General features: G+C 36.3%; 18 protein-coding genes. 16 read left to right on the top strand and 2 right to left on the bottom strand.

All coding sequences use genetic code 11. The annotated features are described in order from the left end of the window. Window position 1 precedes the first annotated feature (1 nt). Window positions 2–748: a YdcF family protein gene (locus O1Q81_RS07330; RefSeq protein WP_386696822.1), complete on the bottom strand. Its 747-nt coding sequence runs from the start codon at window positions 746–748 to the stop codon at window positions 2–4. A 142-nt stretch (window positions 749–890) separates the two neighbouring features. On the opposite strand from O1Q81_RS07330, the gene O1Q81_RS07325 reads away from it, so the two are divergent. From O1Q81_RS07325 to O1Q81_RS07250, 16 genes are all read left to right on the top strand, one after another. Further along, window positions 891–1,868, top strand: a complete 978-nt coding sequence (locus tag O1Q81_RS07325) for a polysaccharide pyruvyl transferase family protein (RefSeq protein WP_386696820.1) — start codon at window positions 891–893, stop codon at window positions 1,866–1,868. Continuing rightward, window positions 1,858–3,042, top strand: coding sequence for a lipopolysaccharide biosynthesis protein (locus O1Q81_RS07320; protein WP_386696818.1), 1,185 nt, complete (start codon window positions 1,858–1,860; stop codon window positions 3,040–3,042). Before O1Q81_RS07325 ends, O1Q81_RS07320 begins: the two co-directional genes overlap by 11 nt. A gap of 52 nt (window positions 3,043–3,094) precedes the next feature. Then, a complete protein-coding gene (locus O1Q81_RS07315) occupies window positions 3,095–3,868 on the top strand; it encodes a glycosyltransferase family 25 protein (RefSeq protein WP_386696817.1) in 774 nt (257 codons plus the stop codon). Continuing rightward, window positions 3,868–5,076 (top strand): hypothetical protein, encoded by a 1,209-nt coding sequence (locus O1Q81_RS07310; RefSeq protein WP_386696816.1) that lies wholly within the window; start codon window positions 3,868–3,870, stop codon window positions 5,074–5,076. The genes O1Q81_RS07315 and O1Q81_RS07310 overlap by 1 nt, the downstream gene beginning before the upstream one ends. Further along, window positions 5,069–5,950: a glycosyltransferase family 2 protein gene (locus O1Q81_RS07305; RefSeq protein ID WP_386696814.1), complete on the top strand. Its 882-nt coding sequence runs from the start codon at window positions 5,069–5,071 to the stop codon at window positions 5,948–5,950. Before O1Q81_RS07310 ends, O1Q81_RS07305 begins: the two co-directional genes overlap by 8 nt. A 166-nt stretch (window positions 5,951–6,116) precedes the next feature. Further along, window positions 6,117–6,920 carry a glycosyltransferase gene (locus tag O1Q81_RS07300; protein ID WP_386686376.1) on the top strand — a complete coding sequence of 268 codons (804 nt, stop codon included), beginning with the start codon at window positions 6,117–6,119 and terminating at the stop codon, window positions 6,918–6,920. An 8-nt stretch (window positions 6,921–6,928) separates the two neighbouring features. Next, window positions 6,929–8,029, top strand: a complete 1,101-nt coding sequence (locus tag O1Q81_RS07295) for a lytic transglycosylase domain-containing protein (protein WP_386696812.1) — start codon at window positions 6,929–6,931, stop codon at window positions 8,027–8,029. Between the two features lie 494 nt (window positions 8,030–8,523). After that, a complete protein-coding gene (locus O1Q81_RS07290) occupies window positions 8,524–9,420 on the top strand; it encodes a helix-turn-helix transcriptional regulator (protein WP_386696810.1) in 897 nt (298 codons plus the stop codon). After that, the gene (locus tag O1Q81_RS07285) at window positions 9,417–9,755 is read left to right on the top strand and encodes a hypothetical protein (RefSeq protein ID WP_386686368.1); all 339 of its coding nucleotides are present in this window, start codon (window positions 9,417–9,419) and stop codon (window positions 9,753–9,755) included. Before O1Q81_RS07290 ends, O1Q81_RS07285 begins: the two co-directional genes overlap by 4 nt. Before the next feature lie 16 nt (window positions 9,756–9,771). Continuing rightward, window positions 9,772–11,295: a hypothetical protein gene (locus O1Q81_RS07280; RefSeq protein WP_386696808.1), complete on the top strand. Its 1,524-nt coding sequence runs from the start codon at window positions 9,772–9,774 to the stop codon at window positions 11,293–11,295. Between the two features lie 49 nt (window positions 11,296–11,344). Continuing rightward, window positions 11,345–12,004, top strand: coding sequence for a TerB family tellurite resistance protein (locus O1Q81_RS07275; protein WP_386686363.1), 660 nt, complete (start codon window positions 11,345–11,347; stop codon window positions 12,002–12,004). An 11-nt stretch (window positions 12,005–12,015) separates the two neighbouring features. Beyond that, window positions 12,016–13,011 (top strand): hypothetical protein, encoded by a 996-nt coding sequence (locus O1Q81_RS07270; protein WP_386686360.1) that lies wholly within the window; start codon window positions 12,016–12,018, stop codon window positions 13,009–13,011. 2 nt (window positions 13,012–13,013) lie between these two features. Beyond that, entirely contained in the window at window positions 13,014–13,271 is a 258-nt protein-coding gene (locus O1Q81_RS07265; RefSeq protein WP_386686357.1) for a YkgJ family cysteine cluster protein, read from the top strand. A 172-nt stretch (window positions 13,272–13,443) separates the two neighbouring features. Next, the gene (locus O1Q81_RS07260) at window positions 13,444–13,725 is read left to right on the top strand and encodes a DUF1778 domain-containing protein (protein WP_386686354.1); all 282 of its coding nucleotides are present in this window, start codon (window positions 13,444–13,446) and stop codon (window positions 13,723–13,725) included. A 1-nt stretch (window position 13,726) separates the two neighbouring features. Further along, window positions 13,727–14,254, top strand: coding sequence for a GNAT family N-acetyltransferase (locus O1Q81_RS07255; protein WP_386696807.1), 528 nt, complete (start codon window positions 13,727–13,729; stop codon window positions 14,252–14,254). 25 nt (window positions 14,255–14,279) lie between these two features. Next, the gene (locus O1Q81_RS07250; protein WP_386696805.1) at window positions 14,280–14,927 is read left to right on the top strand and encodes a hypothetical protein; all 648 of its coding nucleotides are present in this window, start codon (window positions 14,280–14,282) and stop codon (window positions 14,925–14,927) included. A 151-nt stretch (window positions 14,928–15,078) separates the two neighbouring features. Here the strand turns inward: O1Q81_RS07250 and trpCF are convergent, their stop codons facing one another. Next, window positions 15,079–16,506: a bifunctional indole-3-glycerol-phosphate synthase TrpC/phosphoribosylanthranilate isomerase TrpF gene (gene trpCF / locus O1Q81_RS07245; protein ID WP_386696803.1), complete on the bottom strand. Its 1,428-nt coding sequence runs from the start codon at window positions 16,504–16,506 to the stop codon at window positions 15,079–15,081.

Below are 16,506 nucleotides of genomic sequence, written 5' to 3'. Positions count from 1 at the left end.
ATTAAAATTTCTCTTTCCAGTAACCGATCCATTCTTTTAATAATTGCATATTGGCACCCATCGCCCCAGCTTGTGGAACAAAGTGCATATAGTTTAAATCATAGCTTTCAGGTGTTATACCATTACCTACACTCGCAGGTAATACGGTAAATCCCTCTTTTTCAAACAGTAATTTTGATCGTTGCATGTGCCATTGATTAGTAATTAGAATAATTTTTGAAATCCCTTCACGTTCAAGAATTTCATGGCTATATTTTGCATTTTCAACCGTATTTAATGCTTTTTCTTCTAGCCATTTTGGTTGCACACCGAAAAAAGTAAAAAATTCTTGTGCGATAACTTTAGCTTCGGAATTGCCGTTCGGGCTAGCACCACTAATTAAAATCGGCAGTTCGGTTTCTTTATGTAAATAGGCAGCGTATCGCATCCGCTCTAATACCAAACCTGGTACAGTTAAACTATTATACAATTCACTGCTATCACGCAAACCACCGCCTAACACCACAATAGCCTGAGCTTGGCGATAATCTTCTACGCTTAAGTTATCTTTTGTGGTTAAGCTGTCACTGAGTTTTTGTGCTGTATAAGGCAAGCTAACAATGTACAAAGTAATGATAGCCAATAAAGCACTAAAAAAAGCCAGTTTAGGACAACGAAATAATAGACAGAATAAAGCAAAAATCGCCAAAATAATCACATTCGCTGGCGGTAAGATGAGAGCTGTAATCAATTTGGTTAGTTCAAACATAGTATTTTTCTCAATAAAAAGTGCGGTTATTATTCCCGAAAATTAAACGAAACTCAATCATTAAAACGCTGTCAAAGCCGTTGAAAAATGCTATGATGAAAACTTGTTAATCTTTTTACTTAGCTATGGAACGTCTTTAGGAATGAATGCAGTCTTACAATCATTAAAACAAAAATTACAACAAATTAACAGCTTAATCATAGATAAAAATGACGTGCTGTATTTTGATTATCCGTTACATTTAAATGTCGGGGATTTATTAATCTATGCTGGCACGGAACAATTTTTCAAAGATTATCACATCAAGATTCGTTTAAGACGCTCATTGCAGGCTTTTGATATTCATGAAGTCAAAAAATATATTCAACCGAATACCACGATTTTGTGTCATGGCGGTGGAAATTTTGGGGATTTGTATCCGCTCATTCAACAAATGCGAGAAGATATTGTGCGAGAATTTCCGCATAATCGGATCATTTTATTGCCACAAACCGCTCATTTTTCCGATGAAAAAGCCATGTTGGCAGCCGCAGAATTATTTTCCTCTCATTCTGATCTGCATTTATTTGCACGTGATAGTAAAACCTTTCAATTAATGCAAGGTCATTTTTCGAAGAATAGTTATTTGTCGCCTGATATGGCTCATCAGCTTTACGGAAACTTGCCACAAAAAGACCGCAGTTTGCACCAAAGTGCGGTGCAAAAAACACTCTATTTTTTACGCAAAGATATTGAAAAAAGCTATATTGAAACAGAAATTCAAGCTCAATTAGCTAACCTAGATAACGTGAAAGATTGGGAAGATATTTTATTACCAAGTGATTTGAAATTTGAATTATGGTGTAGTCGTTTTTCCAAAATCGCCAATAAATTTCATTTAGCGTTTATGAAAAATAAAATTAACGATCTATGGTATCAACATGCGTTAAACGTGATCGAACGCTGTCAAAGGATTTTTTTAAGCTATGATAATGTGATCACCAGCCGATTACATGGACATATTTTTTCTTGTTTATTGGGTATTCCAAATCAAGTGTGTGATAATTCCTATGGTAAAAATTCAGGTTATTATCAGCAATGGACAAAAGACATAGATTACACAACGCTCTATGAAAAATAATCATTTTATTAAACTCATTGCGGTAACGGTATTCAGTATGGGGTTGACCTTGGTTAGCTCTTTTATCTTAGCTCGCCTATTATCGGTACAAGATCGCGGTTTACATCAGTTATTTGTAACATCAGTTTCCTATGTGGTGACATTAGCAACGGGTGGTGTTGGATTCGCTTTTGCCTTGAGTATGCGACATCGACAATACCAACATTGGCAACGCTATTTTATTTTATTCTTAGCCTTTGCGATTATTGTGGCTGGTATTGCCGTTTTTTTATTTGATGTAACAAATTATTACGCCTTATTTATTATCAATGTGTTATTGACGGCAATATTAACCATTACGCTAGAAAAGAGTAAAATCGATCCCAAAATGATCGTTTATCGGCGTTTAACCTTACAGCAACCGATTTTATTAGTATTGGTTTATGGCGTAACTTATGCGTTATGGCAAGAACAACCATTAAAAATTGCCCTTTATTTGTTAACGCTATACAGTGCTATTCAGGCTATTTTCTGTTTAATTTATTTATATCAAATGGATAAAGATTTTAGTCAACGCAATAAGATCGAGAAAATCAATCCAAAATTTTTCTTTACCACTTGGTTTAAACAAAATCTATTACAAATTTTTGGTGCGACTACCACCAGTCTTGATAAATTTTTAGTGGTTTCTTTCTTAGGTAATTATACCTTGGGTTTATATACAGTGTGTATTGCCTTTGATAGTTTACTGACTAAATTTATCAATATGTTAGCCGATTATTATTATTCAGGATTATTAAATAAACTTAATCGGATTAAATCGGTGTTAGCGGTTATTGGATTAATCAGTATCAGTGCCTTAATTTTGGTGCCATTATTAGCTAAACCTGTGATTGTTTTGTTCTTTAGTAGCAAATATGCAGAAGTAGCTCCCGTTCTAATCTGGTTTATTGTCAATGCCATTATTGCTGGATTATCATGGGTATTGTCACAAAATATGTTGTTATTAGGCAAACAGGTTTTATTATTTGTACGACAACTGATCGCGATTGTTGTTTTTGTGGTATTGTTTTATTTGTTAAAAGATCAACAATTATACGGGTTAGCCTATGCCTTAATCGGAGCAAGTTTAACTAGACTAGTTATTTCGTTAGTCTATTATTTTAAATATCCTGTAAAAGAGTTAGTTGATTAAATGTAGGGTAGGGGCGGATCAATGTGTTCGCCCGAAAAAAGTGCGGTGTAAAATGCGAAAATTTTTAATTTCTTTAGAAAAAGACATACAGCGTAGGGAATTATTTTTCTCTCAACCAGATACAGCAGATTTTAACGTATTTAATGCCATTAATACCATGAATTTGTCACAATCAGAATTAGAAAGCCGTTTTGATTTTAATGGGTTTAAACAAGCCTACGGACGAGCAGTGACTAAAGGTGAAATTGGTTGTACTTTAAGCCATTTAGCGATTTATCAAAAAATTGTAGATGATGAAACTGTTCAAGCAAATGACTATGCTTTAGTCTGTGAAGATGATGCGTTGTTGGCAGAAAATTTTCAGCAAAATTTGACCGCACTTTTAACTGAAAACTTCACCGCCGATATTATTCTAGTCGGACAATCAAAAATCCCAACCTTTGATGATTTTGAGTTGAAGATTAATTATCCAACCACATTTCGTTTTCTGCAAAAGAAGATAGCGACAACGGGTTATCGTTATGCTTATCCTTATAAAAATTATTTTGCAGGTACGGTGGCTTATTTAATAAAAAAATCGGCTTGTCAAAAGTTCTTAGATTACATTGAACAACAGCAAAAAATCTTTTGGTTGGCAGATGATTTTATTTGGTTTGAGAAACAATTAGGCTTAGATATTATCGTGATTCGTCCGTTAATGGTGATTGAAAACCCCAAATTAGCCAGTAATTTAGCCGATTTACGTGCCGCCTTAAAACATAGTTGGTGGCAAAAATGGCTGAAATTTCCAGCCAAAAAGCTGTTAGCGATTAAGAGAAATTTATAATGTCAGCATTATTTAATTTATTTTATCTTTATGATCCTTGGGCTTTTCATTTTATCCGAATGAGTCTAGTCGCTGGTGTTATTGCGGTATTATGGTTGGGTTATAAATGGTATAAAAAACAAATTAATCAAGTGATTATTCCAGCAGACAGTTTATTCGTTTGTGCTGCTTTAGTGCTTGTTTCCGTGATCCCGATTTTGATTAATGGTACAGCAGAGTTTGGTGTACTGAGTATGTATATTAAACTGTTGGTGATATTTATATTGGGGATTGCAATTTATAATTTATTTTATCTGCAACAAGAAAAAAGCCTATTTATTCGAGATATTAAAATAGGAATAGTGGCTCAGTCTATTATGGGCGTTTTAGCACTAACGGGTATTCCGTTTTTAGTTAGCATTGCATTAGGTACAAATGCCAGTGCCATTTTACCGCAGTTTACAGGATCGGAGCAGGAATATCGTTTATACAACATAACATCATCTGCCTTTTTCCAATTAAGTGCCTTTTACTTAATGCTTTTGCATTTTTTATTAGCTTATGCCGAGAAGCACGCTAAATTGAAAGGGATTTATGTGTTTTTAATGTTATGTATCGGATTGATTTCAGGCAGAACATTTTTATTACTCTCCGTTTTCAGCTTAGTCCTTTATTTTAAACGAGATTATATTTTGCCGATAATATTGTTCGGTGTATTAATTTTTGTTTTAGCCATAAATTATCAATCAAGCCTTTATATTGAACATGCTTTAGAACCCTTGATTAATTTGATTTATGGGACAGATCGTCCAGCGTCTAAATTTATTGGTATTTCTACTGGGTTATCTTCTTCCACGGATACCCTAATGCAAAAACATTTATTTATGCCAAGTTTAAAACAACTGATGATAGGTGACGGCTTATATTATAATCTGAACGGCAAAGGTTATTACGGCGGATCGGACTCTGGCTTTATTCGTCAGGCATTATATGGTGGTATCGGTTATATTGCGGTTTGTTTTGTGGTGACAGCTTATTTTGTGAAACGGATTGCGGATAACTGGTTTAATGGTAGTTGGAAATTTATTTTATCTAGCTTGTTATTGTTGAGTTTATTAAATGTCAAAGCCGATACCTACGCTTACCCTGGGATTATGTTTATCTTTTTAATGTTTATTTCGTTGTTTGGTGGGCAGGGTAAACAAATTGTGAGAAAAAATCATGTTTAGTATTATCATACCTTCCTATAATCGTAATCTGGAAGTTAATCGTTTATTGGTGAGTTTAGAACAACAAACCGCAAAGAATTTTGAGGTCATTGTGGTTGATGATTGTTCGCCAAATCCGTTAAAAATTGACCGCACTTTTAGCTTTGAAGTTAAACTTATTCGTAATGAACAAAATGCTGGACCCGCTCAAAGTCGTAATAATGGTGCCAAAATGGCAACAGGCGAGTGGTTATTATTTTTAGATGATGATGATCGTTTTGATGAGCGAAAATGTCAAATTATTGCCGAAACCATTGAGCAAAATCCAACGCTGAACTTTATTTATCATCCTGCCAAATGTGAAATGGTGAATGAAAAATTTAGTTATGTTACCAAGCCGATTAATGAGCAAGAGATTTCATTAGAAAGAATTTTATTGGTCAATAAAATCGGCGGTATGCCAATGATTGTGATTAAAAAAGACTTCTTTTGGCAGTTAGGTGGATTATCCACGGCGTTAAAATCTTTAGAAGATTATGAATTTGTGTTAAAAGCCGTAAGTTGCCCTGATTTTCGCCCAAAATATATTGATGAGCCATTGAGTATCTGTGCTTTTCATACCAAAAGATCGAGTGTGTCCACGAATACGGAAAACACCGAAAAAGCCATTGCGATGATCGGTCAACAATATGTCAAAACTGAACAGCAAGCGAAAAATTTTGCCATCAATTCGTTGTATATGCTGGCATATCCTTATGCGATGAATTTATCACGTAAAGCAGGTTATTATTATTTCAAGATTTTTATGTTGAGCCACAATGTTAAGCATTTGATGATTGCTATTGTGAGCAGCATTTCGCCGCGGTTGGCGATAAATTTAAAACGCTATATTTAGTAGCCCCCCATCGCCCTTTGGGCACTTCCCCCCGCAAGCAGGGGGAAGGAATAAATATCAAAGAAAATAAGAGCATTTTGCTCCCCCTGCTTGCGGGGGGAGCTGGGCGAAGCCCTGAGGGGGGCAATAGCCGAATAACAAATATTATATTTAAATGGAACAAACAATGAAATTTTCAGTATTAATGTCCTTATACATCAAGGAAAATCCCACATTCTTACGGGAATGTTTACAAAGTTTAGTCGATCAAACTCACCCAGCCGATGAAATTGTGTTGGTGTTAGACGGTGCGATTACGCCTGAATTGCAAGCCGTGATTGATGAATTTAAAGCAACATTACCTTTTAAATTAGTCCCGTTAGAACAAAATGTTGGTTTAGGTAAAGCGTTAAATCAAGGGATAAAATCAGCGAGCCATGAATGGATTTTCCGCATGGATACTGACGATATTTGCTATCCTGACCGTTTTGAAAAACAGCTTGCTTTTATTGAGAAAAATCCTGATGTGGTGATTTTCGGCGGACAAATTGCCGAATTTGGATCATCGATTGAGGATATTGTTAGCTTCCGTAAAGTGCCAACCACCGCCGATGAAATTGTAAAATTCACCCAAAAACGTTGCCCGTTTAATCACATGACCGTGGCTTATAAACGCCAAGCGGTATTGAATGCAGGCGGTTATCAAGGTTTGCAAGAAGATTATTATTTATGGATTAACTTAGTCGCTCACCACCCGACAAATGTCGCCAATTTGCCTGATGTATTGGTTTATGCAAGAGTAGGGAATGGCATGGTGGGGCGCCGACGTGGCATTGAGCAAGCCAAATTTGAATGGCAACTTTATAAGTTAAAATCGCAAGTGAAATTACAAGATCCAGTATCAGGTTTGGTGGTCTTTTTATCTCGCATGCTACCACGTTTATTACCAAAATCATTATTGGAAATAATCTATAAATTTATTCGGAAATAGGAAAGTAAATGAAAACTTTATTAGAAATCACCGCACTTTGTACGGGATTAATCTTAGCTGGCTGTTCTTCATCAAATAATACGCCAAACTCAGCAGTCAATGCGTTAGACAGTAATGCAATCTACAGTAAAGCTCGTACGTTAGATAATTTTAATGATTACGTACAATTTTTAAAACGAAAATCTGCGGGACAGGGCGTATCTGCGAAAACCTTAAATGCTCAAAATAACATTTATTATATTGAAAGTGCGGTACGTTTAGATCAAAAACAAGCGGGCAATGCAGCACGCCTTAAAAATCAACCACCGTTACCACCCAATCCGAACGGTGTAACAAATTACATTAATAAACACTTAACTCAAGCCAAGGTGAATAAAGCGGAAGATAATTATTGGGACGTTCGCACATCATTGCAAAAAGCCAGCCAAAAATACGGTGTGCAACAAGAATTTATTTTGGCACTGTGGGGCATGGAAAGCAGTTTTGGTTACTATCAAGGTAACTATGATGTGCTTTCTGTGTTAGCCACCTTGGCTTTTGACGGTCGCCGTGAAAAATTATTTAGCCAAGAATTTATTAATGCGATGAAAATGCTGGATCAAGGCTATTTAAATCGAACTCAAATGTTAGGTTCGTGGGCAGGGGCAATGGGACAAACCCAATTTATGCCAACCTCATATCTAAATTATGCCGCAGACGGTGATAGCGATGGTCGTAAAGATATTTGGCAAAATGAATATGATGTTTTTGCTTCGATTGCAAATTATTTGCATACTGTGGGTTGGGATAATCGTTTACCTTGGGGCGTGGAAGTACAGCTCACTCAGCCTGCTAATCTTACTTTATCTGGTACGGAAAAAAATAAAGCCCGCTCTTTAACAGATTGGCAAGCTCAAGGCATAATGCTAAAAAGCAGTGCCGAAGCACAAAAATTAAATGCCTTATCTTCTACTGATCTTTGGTTGGTGTTACCTGATAAAGAAGTAGGACGAGCATTCTTAGTTTCGAATAATTTCCGCACCATTTTAGACTGGAACCGCTCCAACTATTACGCATTAAGTGTCGGCATGTTTGCAGATCGGATTAAATGGACACTGGAGTTAAAGTAAGATAAATGAAAGGGCATTGATCTGACCCACAAAGATTAGACAACCTATTTTAAGGACTGATGACGATATTATATCGGACTCAGTCCTTTTATTTTAGCCAAAAGTGCGGTGTATTTTTTTACTCTTTTTAAGGGATGAAATTTATATTCACTTATGAAGTAAAAATAAGAAAAAAACTTCATTTTGCTTTTTTTTATAAAAATTTAATGATATAGTTTGCAGCCGATTATATTTGTAAGCTATTCTGGAGAATGTCGAATGTCGAATGTCGAATGTCGAATGTCGAATGTCGAATGTCGAATGTCGAATGTCGAATGTCGAATGTCGAATGTCGAATGTCGAATGTCGAATGTCGGGCTATTTTTACGCCTAGAGCTTTTCTATTCTCTCAAAAATTTTTTCAACATTTTTTTCAATCTTTTTTTCCACACGACACAACCTGTCGTTCCCCCTTTGTTAGACTGTTCCCACGTTATTAATTTCGGGGGAACAAAATGAAAAACGAAACGCTTGCCAATCGTCTTGCAAAAATCTTAGTACTACTCAATCAAGGTCAACGCCTTGATTTAGAAAAACTTTCAGACGAATTTGGTGTATCTTTACGCACCATTCAACGGGATATTGAACGCTTAGATTTTCTCAACTGGGAAGAAAAAGGCAACAACCGATACAAACTCAACCGCCAATCCTACGGTATTTTAAATCAACAAGATGTAGAACGTTTTGCTCGCTTTGCCAGTGTAGCGGATCTGTTTCCGAAAATCGACCAAGATTTTTACCAAGAAAAACTCACCGAAAGTGTGCAAGTAAAAGGTATTGAATACGAAGATATTTCCACTCGTCAAAAAGATTTTGGTTTAATCAGAACCGCCATTGAACAACATCAATTTATTCATTTTTGCTATACAAAGTGCGGTGAAAAATCAGGAAATTTTCGCCAAATCGCCCCTTATGCGTTGACCAATAAAAACGGCATTTGGTACGTGATCGGCACAGAAAACGATAAACAAAAAACCTTTTGTTTCAATCAAATTTCATTGCTTAAAATGCTTGATGAAACCTTTACCCCAAATCAAACCTTGATTGAACAAATTAAAAATAACGACAGCCTTTCTCACGGCAATCAATTAGCCGAAGTGACGATTCAGGTTTCTACTTTTGCCACCCCATATTTTTTAAGACGCAATTTGTTACCTAATCAAAAAATCATTCACCAAACCAAAGACAAAGAGCTGATTATTTCCTGTGAGAACGTCAACGAATGGGACATTATTCCTGCGGTGCAATATTGGATTCCGCATTTAACCGTGATTAGTCCACAAGGATTACAAGAAAAGATTTTTGAGAATTTACAACGTTATATGGATAAACCGAATGGAGAGAAAAAATGAGTAAACCGATGATTTCCATTGACTACCAAAAAGGCTTTGAGCAATACCCCACCTTAATTGCACAACGAGCCAGCTTTGAAGTCTGCTTTGTGGAACTGAGCGATATGTTGCCCCTTTGTGCCGAGTTAGAAAGCATTATTGAAAATCGGGGCTTGACTTGTCGAGTATACACCCAAAACCGCATTGCATCGGTTTTAACAGGATTAGTAAAAAGCAAATGGGGTATTTTGTCGTTGGCAAGTATCGCCACACATAATTTGTTTACTTATGATCCAGATTATGAGATTGGGAGGGATTTAGCGAATGGTAGGGTGAGAGTGGAATTTAAGAAATAAAGATAAGGAGTTAAGAATGAAAAAACAAGATAACAGCAATTTACGCAATGCGGCAATTAGTTCTGGTTTAACAGAAACCGTACAACGTTATGGTTCGGCAAATGCCGAGTTTCTAAAAGGGTTGCGTGGGATTGATTTTGAAACTGGGTTCAAATTTGACCGCAGTTTGATCGATGTATCCAATTACAAACTCAATCCTGATTATTTAGAAAAGAATTTAAAACAGCAAGCAGGGTTTTCAGCTGAAATTGCCAGCGTATCAAAGCGTAATGCCCAAGCGATTATTGATGGTTCACCTGTGCGAGTAATGCGGAGTGAAGATATTGCTGCATACGGTAAAAATCACAATGTGGTTGATATTGTTGAGAAAGTAGGCAATCAGGAGATCACTTCTCAAATGAAGTTTGTCACCGATCCTAAAAGTCTTTTAGATAAAATAGCTAAAGGTCAGGGGGATGGAAAAAATGATTTGTCTCGCTATTTGTCAGTGGATAAATTGGAATTGCCAACTGAACAAGTGGAAATAGCAAGAAAATATTGTCAGGAACGGATTGATAGCCTTGAAAAACAAATCAAATATTTGCGTACTCAACCTAATAGTGAATCATTAATAACTAAACTTGAGCAGGAACAAGAACATTTTAAGGTAATAAAACCTAAAATTACTGATTCGGGCTTAACCACGGATGAAGCCATTCAATATCGTGTAAATCCTCGTTGGGAAACTACAAAAGATATTGCCAAAGTCAGCCATGAAGCTGGTATTCAAGGAGCTAAGTTCGGTATGGCAATTGGTGGCGGAATATCTTTAATCACTAACAGCATTGCGGTTTATTCAGGCGATAAAGAATTATCCGATGCCTTATTTGATTGCACCAGAGATACCTTAGTTTCAGCTGGCGTAGGTTACGGCACAGGGTTTACCGGGGCGGCGATTAAATCCGTAATGCAACAAAATTCATCAGTCATTATGCGTAATCTTGCCAAAACCAATTTACCATCAACAGTTGTGTCTCTTTGTTTAGCCACGGGAAAATCCATTACCAAATATGCCAAAGATGAAATTGATGAGAAAGAACTATTGCGTGAAATGACAGGCACGGTGAACGGTATGATGTCAGGGGCAATGTTTGCCACACTCGGACAAATTGCCATTCCGATTCCTGTATTAGGCGGTTTAATCGGTGGAATGGTCGGTTACACCTTATCCAACACCTTTTATCAAGGCTTTTTATTCGCACTTGATGAAGTGGAAACATCTAAGATTAGATATGCCGAAATTTCAATGAAATGTGATGCAACAAGACGCATTGCAGCACGTTATCAAGATTATTTAAACGAACTATTTGACAAAAAACTCACTGAACTAAAAGGAGATGCCAGCATTTTATTTAATACATTAGAAAGTACCACGATTTCCAATGATGACTTTATTGTGAATATTAACCGTTTTGCTGAAACTTTGGGTAAAGATTTACCGATTAAGAATACGGCAGAACTTGATGAATTTATGCTTTCTGCTCAAGCCTTAAAATTGTAATCAGAAAGTAGAAATTGAATGAGAAATCAACTTAACTAGGAGAAAACGTATGTTTTTACAAAATTTAACAAAAAGAGATGAAAAAGAACTGTTTATAGAATTGGCAGTTTTATTGGCAATTGCTGAAGGGCAATCAGAAAATAAACTGAACTCAGAAAATAAGATACCGTTCTTTAATGCCATTGATGATTCTGAATATAAAATGCTGAAGCAATATGAACAGCAACTTGATATAACGTATGTCAATTATGTCACAGAACCAACCAGCCGTTTATACGCATTAGTAGATAATGCAATTACGCTTATTGGTAATGAGTATAGTAATAATCCAAATGTGAAACAAACTTTAATACAACAAGTAATTTCTGATGGTGGTGATATTTTTGCTATTACACCTGACTTGATGAGAGAGAAAATGATTTCTTTACCTAATATTAAATCAGAAGTTATTAATGAAGTTTTAGCTGAACTTTCTGATTTAAAAGAAAATATTATTAGCAATTTAACAATGTTACAAAAAAGAAGTATTATATTTGAACTTTGCGGTATCGCTCTCAGTGATGGCACATTAGGCGAATATGAATTAAAAGTATTACGACGTGTTTGTAAAATATTCCAAATTGATTTTGATTATCTTGAAGAATTTAAAGATGTGGTGAGAAAAATCAATACAGTGACGATTGAAGCCTTTAACTTAATTAACGAATAGGAGAATTTAAAATGGCAATTCCAATTATTATCGGTGCAGTCGCAAGTGCTTCTGCATTAACTGGTCTTTATAAAGGTACAAAAGCGGTTATGAATAATAACGAAGCATCTGATCTCAATGATTCAGCAAAAAGTTTGGTGAGATCGGCAGAGCGAGATTTAGATAGTAGTCGTGAAGCCTGTAATACCGCATTAAATGAATTAGGACGTTCTAAAATTGGGGTATTAGAAAATCATATTAAGAAATTTGTGGATATTTTTTCCCAATTAAAAAATGTGGAATTTTCCAAAGATCAAACTCTTGAAGACTTAAAAATTGCTGAATTTTCACCAAACGTAATCAGAGAAGTGAAAGAGCAAATTTCAATGTTGGTGACATCTGGATTAGGCTTAGGTGGCGGAGCTGTTGCTGGAGCGGTAACGGCTTTCGGTGCTTACAGTGGTACAATGGCATTAGCGACCGCCAGTACGGGTACAGCGATTAGTTCATTAAGCGGAGTGGCTGCCACCAATGCGACCCTTGCTTGGTTAGGTGGTGGATCACTTGCATCAGGAGGCTTGGGAATGGCAGGTGGTACGCTCGTATTAGGTGCAGCGGCAGCAGGACCAGCTTTATTATTGGCAGGTTGGTATATGAATTCAAAATCTGAAAAAAGCCTGAATGATGCAAAAAGTAATATGGCACAAGCGAGAGCCTTTAAAGCGGATGCGGATAAATCTATTACGCTAACGAATGGGATTGCGGAAGTTGCCAGATTTGCAAATGATGTTTTGGCGAAAATTAAGCCACTTGCTCGCCGTAGTACACATAAATTAGAAAATGTCGTGGATGATTTCGGCGTAGATTACAGTACATATAGTGATGAAGCGAAAGCCGTTGTAATGAGAAGTTTAAAATTGGTGCAATTACTAAAAGCGGTGATTGATACACCAATTTTAGATGAAAATGGTAATTTATTAAACGATGCTGAAGCAAATATTTTTAATATTCAACAGGCGATTAGTTAATAATGGAAAATGCTTTCCCCTGCTATCAATGTGGCAAATGTTGTTGCCACATTGGTGGGATAGATGAACTCAAAACATTTGATTTAGGCAATGGCATTTGTCGGCATTATGAACCGATAACGCATTTATGCCAAATTTATCAAGAACGTCCGTTAGTTTGTCGGGTAGAAGCCTATTATAAACAAAATCTTTCTCATATTCTTCAATGGCAAGAGTATGTGGAAATGAATTTAAAAGTGTGTGACTCGTTGAATCAATGATGATTAATTAGGAACAAAGAAATCCCAGCCTTTACATAGATAAGCCCCTTTTTTATAAGGGGTTTATCATAATTATTGTTTTGAAATTCCTTGTTATTCTAACATAACACTTGCAGTGTACGGCTAATAGGCGTAAAATAATCCTATTATTTATCATAAACAAGGAGAAATTATGCAACTAGCCAAAGCAAGATTAGAAGCAAAGGTTAATCCTGAAATTTACCAACTACTCAAACAGGCGGCGAATTTTAGTGGTCGGACATTAACGGATTTTGTAGTGTCGGTGGCTTATGAACAAGCAAAAAAAACTGTGGCAGAACATCATTCGTTGCAACTTTCTTTAAGAGATCAACAATTATTGTTATCTCATTTAGAAAATGAAACTTTTGAACCGACCGAATCCATGCAAGATGCAATGGAGAGTTATCAACAATATTTGGCATTAAGAGAATGATATGGTTGATATTGCACATATTGCCGTGATTCCGTTAAAAGCATTGCAGATTGATAAAAATACCTTTTGTTGTTCGTCTGAGCCGTTAAATGTTTATTTTAAGCGAGTGGCATCTCAAGACGAAAAGCGAGATTTATCGAAATGTTTTGTGTTAATTCATCAACCAACCAATAGCATTATTGGCTATTATACTTTGTCAGCAAAATCTATTCCCATTTCTCATGTTCCGCAAGGTGTGGTTAAAAATGGCATGTATCAAGAAATTTCAGCAGCACTTATTGGCAGACTTGCTATTGATCAACGATTTGCTGGGCAGGGGTATGGAAAATTTTTAGTGATTGATGCGATTTTTAAGATTAAAGATAGTCCTTTGGGCGTAACGGTATTAACCGTTGATGCGAAAGACGAAAGTGCGGTGAAATTTTATCAAAATTTAGGTTTTATTAAATTCATTGATTTTGATGAAGAAAATCAAAAGTTATTTTTACCGCTCAAGAATTTCAAACAGTGTTTCTCTGATTTCAAATAATATGTAATTTACTGGAAATTTATTTATGCTAATCCCCCAACTCGAAACTCACTACAAATCCATTCGCCACGACTTTAGCGAAAATTTTCGCTTACGTATCCACCGCTCAATCAGCTGGCTAAAAAGAGCCGAAATCGAAGAAAATGAAGATATGAAATTTGTCGCACTGTGGATTGCTTTTAATGCGGCTTATGCTAGAGAGCTTGAAGAAAATTTAGGTGATAAGGCGAGTCTTAATTCATTTCTGCAAAGACTTTGTTCTCTTGATGAAAATCAACAGATTTACCATATTATTTGGACAAAATTTCCCCAAGCTATTCGTCTGTTGTTGGATAATAAATTTGTGTTCCAGCCGTTTTGGGATTTTCATAATGGGGATATTTCGGAGCATGAATATATTAAAGCAGAAATTATGGATCGTGAGCGGTTTTATTCGGCGTTAGAAAAACAAAAAACGGCACAAATTTTATCCGTGTTATTTAATCGTTTATACACCATGCGTAATCAAATCATTCACGGTGGTTCAACTTATGGCGGTTCAACCAATCGTGATCAAGTACGAGATAGTTGCCGAATTTTAACCGCACTTTTACCTGAAATGTTACAAATTATGATGAATAACCACAATGAAATAGACTGGGGTAAGCCGTTTTATCCTGTGGTAAAAGAATAGTAAATCATATTTAGAAATTTTTTCTGGCAACGTAGTTTGTCTAATAAATTATTGGTTCTTATGCGTTATCAGAATGAATGAGGTTTATTCGTATCAGTTAGGGGGGATTTGATGGTAGAAGATCAGACTTAATCTTCTACCTATTAATAGCTTAATAGCGATGAATCTTATCAAAAACTGCGGTCAATTTCTCCGCACTTTTTATGCCTTTGGCACTTTCTACGCCTGAATTTAAATCTAGCCCTAAACAGCCTTGTTGTAAGGCAAGATCGATATTTTCAGAACTAATACCACCTGCCAGCATAATGCGATTTTTCAATTCAGCAGGAATTTTTGACCAGTCAAAGGGTTTGCCTGTGCCGCCTTGTTGATTGCCTATTTGACTATCGAGAACATAGCGATTGACCTCTGGAATTTCATCAATTTGCACCGCAGTTTGGTTTTCAATATCCACAGAAATCGCTTGCCAGATTTGAATATTTTCAGGTAATTGTTGACGAAGTGCGGTGATAAATTCGGCATTTTCTGAACCGTGTAATTGCACCGCAAAAAGTTGTAGTTGGCTGGCAATTTTCACGATAAAATCAATTTCTTGATTCTGGAAAACACCGACAAAACGCAGTGGGGCAGTGGTGACTAATTCTTGTGCTTGTCTAAGACTGACTTGACGAGGGGATTTTTCCGCAAAGATTAAACCTCCGTATAAGGCACCTTGGTTGTAGGCTTCTTGCACATCTTGCGGACGAGTTAAACCGCACACTTTATTTTCGCCGAAAATCACCGAACGTACGGCGTTATTTAAATCGTGACTTCCCATTAAACTGCTGCCAATCAAAAAGCCGTGTGATACAAATTTTAGCTGTTGCACTTGAGCGTGCGTGTAAATCCCTGATTCGCTGATAATTCGGGTATCGGCTGGGATCTGATGTTGATATTTTTCCACCAAATATTTCACCCGATTTAAATCCACCGTGAGATCGTGCAAATTACGGTTATTTACCCCGATAATTTTTGCCCCTAAGCTCAAAGCTCGTTCAAATTCCGCTTCATTGCTGGTTTCGGTTAATACACCCATGCCAAGCTGATGAGCAAGGTGAGATAATTTTTGGTAGGTTTCATCATCTACCACGGAAAGCATTAATAAAATCGCATCCGCTTGATGGAATCGGGCGAGATAAACTTGATATTCATCGACCATAAAATCTTTGCATAATACGGGCTGGCTGACAATATTTCGCACTTGCTGAATATAGGCAAAATCGCCTTGAAAATATTTTTCATCAGTCAGTACGGAAACAGCGGTTGCATAATGTTTATACACATGAGCAATCTCCGCCAAATTAAATTCGGCTCGAATTAAGCCTTTAGACGGCGAGGCTTTTTTACATTCTAAAATAAAAGCAGGTTGTTGATGATTGCCTTGTGCTAATGCTTGATAAAAACTGCGGTCAGAATTTGTGATCTTTTGTTGAAATTCGTTTAAAGGAAATTCGGCTTTTTTTTGCTCAACCCATTGGAGTTTGTCTAGTACGATTTTTTGTAGAATGGTTGGGCTGTGATCTAAATTTAATATTTTCAT

This window comes from Lonepinella sp. MS14436, assembly GCF_042470565.1.
GTDB lineage: Bacteria > Pseudomonadota > Gammaproteobacteria > Enterobacterales > Pasteurellaceae > Lonepinella.
This window is presented reverse-complemented; position numbering and strand designations above follow the sequence as displayed.

What these genes read in the sequence shown, in the direction of transcription:
- O1Q81_RS07255 (WP_386696807.1), top strand. Translation starts at nt 13,727, where the DNA reads ATGGTTGATATTGCACATATTGCCGTGATTCCGTTAAAAGCATTGCAG.
- O1Q81_RS07290 (WP_386696810.1), top strand. Translation starts at nt 8,524, where the DNA reads ATGAAAAACGAAACGCTTGCCAATCGTCTTGCAAAAATCTTAGTACTA.
- O1Q81_RS07305 (WP_386696814.1), top strand. Translation starts at nt 5,069, where the DNA reads ATGTTTAGTATTATCATACCTTCCTATAATCGTAATCTGGAAGTTAAT.
- O1Q81_RS07260 (WP_386686354.1), top strand. Translation starts at nt 13,444, where the DNA reads ATGCAACTAGCCAAAGCAAGATTAGAAGCAAAGGTTAATCCTGAAATT.
- O1Q81_RS07300 (WP_386686376.1), top strand. Translation starts at nt 6,117, where the DNA reads ATGAAATTTTCAGTATTAATGTCCTTATACATCAAGGAAAATCCCACA.
- O1Q81_RS07315 (WP_386696817.1), top strand. Translation starts at nt 3,095, where the DNA reads ATGCGAAAATTTTTAATTTCTTTAGAAAAAGACATACAGCGTAGGGAA.
- trpCF (WP_386696803.1), bottom strand. Translation starts at nt 16,506, where the DNA reads ATGAAAATATTAAATTTAGATCACAGCCCAACCATTCTACAAAAAATC.
- O1Q81_RS07250 (WP_386696805.1), top strand. Translation starts at nt 14,280, where the DNA reads ATGCTAATCCCCCAACTCGAAACTCACTACAAATCCATTCGCCACGAC.
- O1Q81_RS07265 (WP_386686357.1), top strand. Translation starts at nt 13,014, where the DNA reads ATGGAAAATGCTTTCCCCTGCTATCAATGTGGCAAATGTTGTTGCCAC.
- O1Q81_RS07280 (WP_386696808.1), top strand. Translation starts at nt 9,772, where the DNA reads ATGAAAAAACAAGATAACAGCAATTTACGCAATGCGGCAATTAGTTCT.
- O1Q81_RS07295 (WP_386696812.1), top strand. Translation starts at nt 6,929, where the DNA reads ATGAAAACTTTATTAGAAATCACCGCACTTTGTACGGGATTAATCTTA.
- O1Q81_RS07275 (WP_386686363.1), top strand. Translation starts at nt 11,345, where the DNA reads ATGTTTTTACAAAATTTAACAAAAAGAGATGAAAAAGAACTGTTTATA.
- O1Q81_RS07285 (WP_386686368.1), top strand. Translation starts at nt 9,417, where the DNA reads ATGAGTAAACCGATGATTTCCATTGACTACCAAAAAGGCTTTGAGCAA.
- O1Q81_RS07270 (WP_386686360.1), top strand. Translation starts at nt 12,016, where the DNA reads ATGGCAATTCCAATTATTATCGGTGCAGTCGCAAGTGCTTCTGCATTA.
- O1Q81_RS07325 (WP_386696820.1), top strand. Translation starts at nt 891, where the DNA reads ATGAATGCAGTCTTACAATCATTAAAACAAAAATTACAACAAATTAAC.
- O1Q81_RS07330 (WP_386696822.1), bottom strand. Translation starts at nt 748, where the DNA reads ATGTTTGAACTAACCAAATTGATTACAGCTCTCATCTTACCGCCAGCG.
- O1Q81_RS07320 (WP_386696818.1), top strand. Translation starts at nt 1,858, where the DNA reads ATGAAAAATAATCATTTTATTAAACTCATTGCGGTAACGGTATTCAGT.
- O1Q81_RS07310 (WP_386696816.1), top strand. Translation starts at nt 3,868, where the DNA reads ATGTCAGCATTATTTAATTTATTTTATCTTTATGATCCTTGGGCTTTT.